Source organism: Desulfomarina sp., assembly GCF_054039375.1.
The window spans coordinates 1-7,968 of the sequence record NZ_JBPLBA010000210.1 but is presented as its reverse complement, the minus strand read 5'-3'; the positions used below and the strand labels follow the sequence as shown (position 1 = coordinate 7,968).

Genomic DNA, 7,968 nt, shown 5'->3' with positions numbered 1-7,968 from the left:
TCTGCTGCAATACGTACATGGGTAATCGAGTCCAGCGTTCCGGTATGCGGTTTGTTGTTGCCCTTCCAGGCTGGAGGCAGAGAGAACTGCCGGCCTGTTCACTGCCGTCCATTATGGCTGCTCGTTTCGGCATAATTGAGCAGGATCTGGCAAAATTCTGTACAGCCGCGCGCCAGACAGCTTTCGGAACAGCGCTTGCTTCTGCCCCGCCGCTTCCCCGGAACACACCTGAAGGTGCTGCCAAGACTGGAATTACTGGAAAACGTCCTGTAACGGTGACTGGTTAAGGTGGCAATAACCTGAATCCATGATGGCTTTGTGACTATTTTAAGGAAAAGGATGCACCCCATCGAATGCTCATGGATTCAGGGACAATTTACTTCAAAACCGTTATGTTTCCAGGGAACGCGATAGAATCTGCTCCCCATGCCCCCGGTGTCTACCTGATGCTGGACAGTAGCTCGGCTGTTCTGTATGTGGGAAAAGCTAAAGATCTGTTCAAGCGGCTTTCATCTTATACCCGTTTTTCAGGAACCGGGCACAGCAAAACGGCAATAATGCTTTCCAGGGTGAAAAAGGTTGACACCATCATCACCACAACGGAAAAAGAAGCGCTGATCCTGGAAGCATCACTGATAAAAAAACACAAACCAAAATACAATATCATACTCAGGGATGACAAAAACTATCCCTATATCCGTGTCACTGTCCAGGAAGAGTGGCCCAGGGTCATGATGGTCAGGAAAAAAAAACAGGACAAGGCCAGATATTTCGGACCCTTTTCCTCATCCTCAGCCATGTGGGCCACTCTTAAACTGATCGCCACCCTTTTTCCTTTACGAAACTGCAAGGGAAGTGGACTGAGAAAAAGGAAACGTCCCTGCCTGAACAATCAGATAGGCAAATGTCTGGCCCCCTGCACAGGTACTGCGGACAGAAAACTCTATTCTGAGCATGTCAACAATATCCTGCTCCTGCTGGAAGGTCGAAACAGGGATCTTACCGCACAGTTGAAAAAAAAGATGGAAGCGGCAGCGGACCGGCTGCAGTTTGAAAAAGCGGCTGCACTGCGGGACCAGATATCGGCCCTTTCCCGTACACTTGAAAAACAGATCATCTCTGCCAGCCATTGCAGAGATCAGGATGTATTCGGTTTTGCCCGGCAGGGAACCGCCGTTACCATTGCTGTTCTCTTCATTCGAAACGGACTTCTTAACGGCTCCAGGTCTTTTTTTATCAGTGATCCCTACGGAGATGACCAGTCAATTCTGTCCCAGGCTCTGACCCAGTTTTATGATATGGACTCGGTTCCCCCTGGAGAAATCCTCCTGCCCTTTGCTCCCGCTGACCTTGATCTGATTCAGGCCCATTTCCATGACAGAACCGGGAAAAAAGCCATCCTGAAAATCCCGAAACGTGGTGATAATCTCAAACTGGTGTCCATGGCTGACACCAACGCCCGTCAACTCTTCGAAGAAAAGGAAAAAAAGGAAAAATCATGGCAGGGCCTCTGCAGGGCCATGGAAAAAAAGCTCCATCTCAAACGAATACCAGAGAAAATCGAATGCCTGGATATTTCCAATATAGGTGGAAAACAGGCCGTCGGCTCCCTTGTCCATTTTTTTAAGGGAGAACCTGATAAAAAAAATTTTCGCCATTTCAGGATCAAAACAGTTGCGGGCCCGGATGACTATGCCATGATGCGGGAGGTCTTGATAAGACGCCTGTCACGGGGAATAAGGGAAAACAATCTTCCTGATCTCTTCGTGGTGGATGGAGGCCGTGGCCAGCTTGGCATTGCTCTCGCTGTAGCTGCAGAACTTGGTATCACAGAAGAACTGGACTGGATAGGTATCGCCAAGGAAAAAACCAATGAAGGGGAAAAACTCTACAAACCCGGCAGAAAGAATCCCATTCTCTTACGCTCCCACGATCCGGTCCTCCTCTACCTCATGAAAATTCGGGATGAATCCCACCGATATGGCATAACATTTCACAGAAAACTCCGCAAAAAAGCAACCCTCACCTCTGAGCTTGACGCAATAGCCGGAATCGGGGAAATAAAAAAGAAAAACCTTCTCCGCCATATGGGCAGCCTCAAAAGGGTTAAGGCTGCCACGGTGGAGGAACTGCTGGAAGTAAAGGGTATCGGCAGGGAACTGGCAAAAGAGATCAATTCCCACTTCCAATGACCCCCTGCACTTCAAGCCGTCCCTGCATATAGAGAGAAAGAGCAGCAACGGCCCTGTCGCAAACAGGGAAAACAGGAATTCCCTGATCAACGAGCGCGTCCCGCAGAGGGTCATACAATCTTCCACCATCAACAACTGTGATAACAGGTTTGTCACAGGCGGCTACCAGTTGTCCAATCCTGCGCCTGACAGCCTCCTCCTGGTTCATATCATACTGTCCAGCCGCAGACCCGGCCAGGGTGCAGGTTACCGGAGAAAGGGGATCAAGGCTGATGACTATACCATCCACGCCTTCATCTTCTGAGACAATTCCGGCCACCATAACGTGAGTTTCATCATCAGCCATGGGTGTGATATCCAGGGGATTGGTCACGGTGACAAGGGAAGAGAGATTTTTCTCTTCCAGGAGATGTGTGATCCTGCTCCTGGTGTTCTCACCAAATTCCGCAAGATGCATACGAAACTCATCGGAAGCAATGGAATCGGCCATTCCCACCGCCTCAAATCCGGCTCCACTGACAGCAGCCAGCCTGTTCCCGTTAATTACCTTATCATGCAGGGTCTCCGCAAGAAAAAACAGGTCCTGAAATTCCGTGAAATTTCTGGCGACGATGGCTCCAGCCTGATGCACACAATTCTCACAAACCATATAATCTCCGGCAAGAGAAGCCGTGTGTCCGCTGGTCGCAGCTTTACCCTCTTCAGTCCTGCCCGCCTTGTAAAAAATCACTGTTTTCCCGTTACAGACTGCCTGCCTGACCGCTCTGCAAAATGCGAGACCGTCAAGATCGGAAAACCCTTCAGCATAAATGGCTATTACGTCAACCTCATCCCTGTCTTTGAAGTAATGGACCATATCTCCCAATGTCAGATCAGTCTGATTGCCCATGGATATCATATAAGCCGGATTGAGCTGGGGATACTGGTGGCTGCGATGGAGCATGAAAGCGCCACTCTGACTGATGAGCGCGGCCCGGTGATATTTTTTTCCACGTATCTTCGGTAGCTTTTCCTCGGGGATGAACCAAGTGTCATATCTTCCCGGCCTGGAAATAACCCCCATGCAGTTTGCCCCAAGGAAAACCGGGCCATCCGCCTCATGGGATTCATCAATCAACCTGATCACTTCCCTGGCTCTTTCCCGGCTCTCCTCTGTTTCCCCGAGGCCTCCTGGAATCAGCATAACACTCCTTGCACAGCCAAGACGAGTCACATCCTCCACCAGGGCTGGAACCTGGGCAGCGGCTATGGCCACAATCAGCAGATCCAGTTTTTCCCCCAGTTCGGCAAAAGAGGCAACACACGACACCCCGCCTATCTCCTTTTCACCTTCTTTGATAATGACCACATTTCCCCGCGGATAACCTTCGGCCAGAATATTATCGAGAATAATACGACCGAAATTCCTGCGCCGGGAAGAAACACCGATAATGCCGATTTTTTCCGGATGCAGCAGACAACCGATTTTTTCAACAGGCCTCGGTCTAGCCACCGTCGGCTGCGTGGAAAACCTGCACATGCCATCAAGAGGCACCATGAGATAATCTGTGAAAGCAAAGGGATTGACTTCCAGTTCCTCGATCACATACGGACTTTGCCGGTTGGACGGAGAATAATGGTTGGCCATGCGGATAAAGGAATCAAAGCATTCTATCAATTGTTCATTGGTCACAACCCTTCGCTGACCACGAGTCAGACCCGTAAGTTTTTTATAGGCAATGGTCGGTTTAAACAGCTCAAAAAAGGAATGGCCATCATTCATTTCCGTCAGGGCCGCCACAATGGCCTGCCCTTTGCGAAATCGTTCCGCATACAGTTCGGCATCCGTCCCCCCAAGCCCTGCACTGATCACCATACCGAATTCCCGCGTATGCCTCAGACCGACAATCAGCTCATTGCCAAAAGCCATGGAATCAGGCGGCATGAACTGGACAAGCAGAATACCCTTGAGATCTGCACTGATCGCCTCCTCCAGTCTGTCACCGGACAACTCCCGGTAACACGGTGGTGAAGCCGCTCTATTATTTTCTATCCATCTACCGTAATTTTCCGGAACCTCGTAAAGCATCCTCCTGACAGCGGAGCGGATTTTTTCAGGTCTTTTTTCGGTGATCCGAACCCCACCCACTTCGGTTTTATGGATGATATTGGGAGAAACAATTTTCAGAACAACTTTTTCCCCCGGCAGAGCCGTCAGTTCCTCATCAGAAAAACGGGCTCCTTTGGGAAGAAAAATCGATTTCGGCGGTGTTTCCGCACCGGACCTTGAAAGTAATGAGTACACTTCATATTCATAAAGAAAATTTCTTCCCTCTCCATGGGCACTCCGAATGAGTCCCGTAATTCCCGCAAAATCAATTGAAAGCTCCATCATACCCCCAGTTACTCACTTATCTTCATGTAATCACGTTCCACCAGTCAAACCAGCAAAGCTGGACCGAAATACTCAATTATAATCTCTGTAAAATCCCCCACTTCGGCTGTAAAACCTTTCGCAGTGGAATATTTGTGCAAACGACCTGAAAGCCCAATCCTATTTGTTTTTTATTCTGTTATCAACAGTGTATCTGAAAACCCCACGGAAGAAGGTCGTATCACTGCAGTCAGATTTTCACTTGTCAGTCGTGGTTGAACCATTGGGCAGGCCATGCCGGTTTTTCTCTTTTATGTTTCTTGACTCCCGGATAGGAAGATGCGATATTTAAGAAAACCAATATGTTGTCAATCACCCTATTCCTGTTGAGGAGAGATAATGGACTTTCTTAAAACCCTTGGCATTGGTTCCAGCATACCTGGTTGCTCCAGCGGAAGAATCTGGCTTTCACGCAAGAAACGGAAAAAAATTCCAGCATATTCTCCTGTTGATGGTGAAATTTTTGCCACCGTGTCAAAAGCAACCACAAAAGATTATGATAAAATTGTAAAAACCGCCCAAAACGCATTTAACGAATGGCAGACAACCCCCGCACCCGCCAGGGGCGAAATCATCAGACAGATCGGATTGCAGCTTCGTGATTTCAAGCAACCACTAGGAAAACTGATCTCCTATGAAACCGGAAAGCCGCTGCAGGAAGGGTTGGGCGAGGTCCAGGAGCTGATAGATATCTGTGATTTCTGCGTTGGTCAGTCGAGAATGCTCTATGGCATGACAACAGTTTCAGAACGACCAAACCATCGCCTTTTTGAACAGTATCATCCCCTGGGACCAATCGCAATCATCACCGCTTTTAATTTCCCCATGGCAGTGTGGGGATGGAACGCGATGGTAGCCGCAGTCTGCGGTAATGTCTGCATCTGGAAACCATCATCAAAAGCAGTTGTTTCCGCGGTGGCACTTCAGATGGTGATTTCCAGGGTACTCGGCAAAAATCATCTTCCCGAAGGCCTTTTCTCACTGGTGATTGGAAATGGAAACAGTCTTGGAGAAACGATAACCAACGACCATCGTATCCCCCTGGTATCATTTACCGGTTCCATTCCTGCGGGCCGCCATGTTTCAGAAAAGGTGGCTGCCCGTCTGGGCAGAACAATCCTTGAACTCGGCGGCAATAATGCGGTTATTTTAACAGAACACGCGGACCTGAAGCTAGCCCTGCCGGCAATCGTTTTCGGGGCCATCGGCACATCCGGTCAACGCTGCACGACAACAAGACGTCTGATTATCCATGAATCGATCTACCAGGAGGTAAAAAAGAAACTGATCGGTGCCTATAAAAGTCTGAAGACCGGCGATCCTCTCATAGAAAAAAATCATATGGGGCCGTTGATTGACAAAGGCGCAGTAAAAGATTTTCAGAAGGCGGTCAGACTGATAAAAAAACAAGGCGGTTCAATCCTCACCGGGGGCAACTGCCTGCCGAAGGGAAAAAAATTCCCTTCAGGCTGCTATGTTGAACCTACTCTTGCCGAAGTCAGGAACCATATGGATATTGTTCAGGAAGAAACCTTTGCACCAATCCTCTATCTCATGAAATATAAGGGGGGTATCCATGAAGCAATTACCATAAATAACGATGTGGAGATGGGACTTTCCTCTTCTGTTTTCAGTACGCACCACGGACAGATTGAAACCTTCCTGAGTGCAGTAGGCTCGGATTGCGGTATTGCCAACGTCAATATCGGTACCTCCGGGGCTGAAATTGGCGGTGCATTTGGTGGAGAAAAAGATACGGGTGGCGGAAGAGAATCAGGTTCGGATGCCTGGAAAAATTATATGCGCAGACAGACCGTTACCGTCAATTACGGAACCGACCTGCCGCTCGCCCAGGGAATTCAATTCGATCTGTAAGCTTAATGCGCCAAACAGAAGACATTACTCATTACAGGGGCAACAACTCCATGAACACAGCAGATTCCATAAAAACACGTATCGGCCGGCATCTTCTCGCCGATGGAATGGACATTATCATTGACCTGGAAAAGTCAAAAGGATGCTGGCTTATTGACAAACGCAATGGAGACAGATACCTGGACTGCTTTTCCATGTTTGCCTCAATGGCTGTCGGTTTCAATCATGATGATCTTCTGGCATACCGGGATCAACTTGGAAAAGTTGCCGTCCAGAAACCATCCAGTTCGGACATCTATTCCGAGCCAATGGCAGAGTTTATTGATACCTTTTCCACCATTGCCATGCCGAACTACCTGCCCCATCTTTTCCTTATTGAGGGTGGTGCTCTGGCGGTAGAAAATGCTTTAAAAGCTGCTTTTGACTGGAAAATCAGGAGAAATTCCGCAAAAGGCAGGAAAAAGGAAACTGGCACAAAAATCATCCATTTCCGTCAGGCATTCCATGGACGCTCGGGATATACCCTCTCCCTGACCAATACGGCCGATCCACGAAAAACCGCTCTTTTCCCTAAATTTGACTGGCCAAGAATCATCAACCCTAAAATCACTTTCCCCCTGAATGCCTCCTCACTGCTGGAGGTGAAAAAACGTGAAAATGAAGCACTTGAAGCAATTGCCGATGTAATCGACCGGGAAGGAGAAGATATTGCCGGTCTTATCATTGAACCAATCCAGGGGGAAGGGGGAGATAATCATTTCAGGGATGAATTTTTCCGCGCTCTGCACACTCTCTGTGATGAAAATGAAATTATCCTGATCATGGATGAAATTCAGACGGGTGTCGGCCTTACTGGAAAATTCTGGGCCCATGAACATTTTACCGTCCAGCCGGATATCCTCTGCTTTGGCAAGAAAACACAGGTCTGCGGTATTCTCGCTTCCACAAGAATTGATGAGGTGGCGGATAATGTATTCCGGGAACCAAGCAGAATCAACTCCACTTTTGGTGGCAATCTTGTCGACATGGTCAGATGTTCCATAATCCTGAAAATAATCAGAGACCATAATCTCGTGGACAATGCCGAAAAAAGAGGTCGGGAACTTCTGCATGGCCTGGAAAACCTGTGTCTCGACTTTCCGGATCGGATGACCAACGCCCGGGGACGCGGGCTGATGTGCGCTTTTGATCTTGAAGATGGCAAGAAACGTGACCGATGTCTCGCTCAGCTTCTGAAAGAAAAAATACTCATTGCGGGTTGTGGTGAAAAAAGTATACGATTCCGGCCTCACCTGATAATCACAAAAGATGAAATTGCCCTGTTACTGCAGGCTATCCGGAAAGTAATGAAAATAATCAACTGACAGTTAAAATTGCTCTTGATATTACCCATACGGCCCGGACCATGCTGGTGGGCCAACGGCATAATGGGAGAATATCCAATCATACGGCATACCAACAACCTCGAATCTGTTTACACTTACGAGG

At 48.4% G+C, this 7,968-nt stretch carries 5 protein-coding genes; 4 read left to right on the top strand and 1 reads right to left on the bottom strand.

What is annotated here, in order from left to right:
• Both ACXLDX_RS12005 and uvrC read left to right on the top strand, forming a co-directional pair.
• A partial coding sequence (locus tag ACXLDX_RS12005) for a hypothetical protein (protein ID WP_457577424.1) occupies window positions 1-287 on the top strand: 287 nt, incomplete at its 5' end.
• A gap of 66 nt (window positions 288-353) precedes the next feature.
• Window positions 354-2,192, top strand: coding sequence for an excinuclease ABC subunit UvrC (uvrC, locus tag ACXLDX_RS12000; RefSeq protein WP_457577423.1), 1,839 nt, complete (start codon window positions 354-356; stop codon window positions 2,190-2,192).
• Here uvrC and ACXLDX_RS11995 read toward each other — a convergent pair.
• The gene (locus tag ACXLDX_RS11995) at window positions 2,173-4,563 is read right to left on the bottom strand and encodes an acetate--CoA ligase family protein (protein ID WP_457577425.1); all 2,391 of its coding nucleotides are present in this window, start codon (window positions 4,561-4,563) and stop codon (window positions 2,173-2,175) included. The genes uvrC and ACXLDX_RS11995 overlap by 20 nt on opposite strands.
• A 381-nt stretch (window positions 4,564-4,944) precedes the next feature.
• Here ACXLDX_RS11995 and amaB point away from each other — a divergent pair, with 381 nt between their 5' ends.
• Both amaB and lat read left to right on the top strand, forming a co-directional pair.
• Window positions 4,945-6,480, top strand: a complete 1,536-nt coding sequence (gene amaB, locus ACXLDX_RS11990; RefSeq protein ID WP_457577422.1) for an L-piperidine-6-carboxylate dehydrogenase — start codon at window positions 4,945-4,947, stop codon at window positions 6,478-6,480.
• A gap of 50 nt (window positions 6,481-6,530) precedes the next feature.
• Window positions 6,531-7,844: an L-lysine 6-transaminase gene (gene lat, locus ACXLDX_RS11985; protein WP_457577421.1), complete on the top strand. Its 1,314-nt coding sequence runs from the start codon at window positions 6,531-6,533 to the stop codon at window positions 7,842-7,844.
• The last annotated feature ends 124 nt before the right edge of the window (window positions 7,845-7,968 follow it).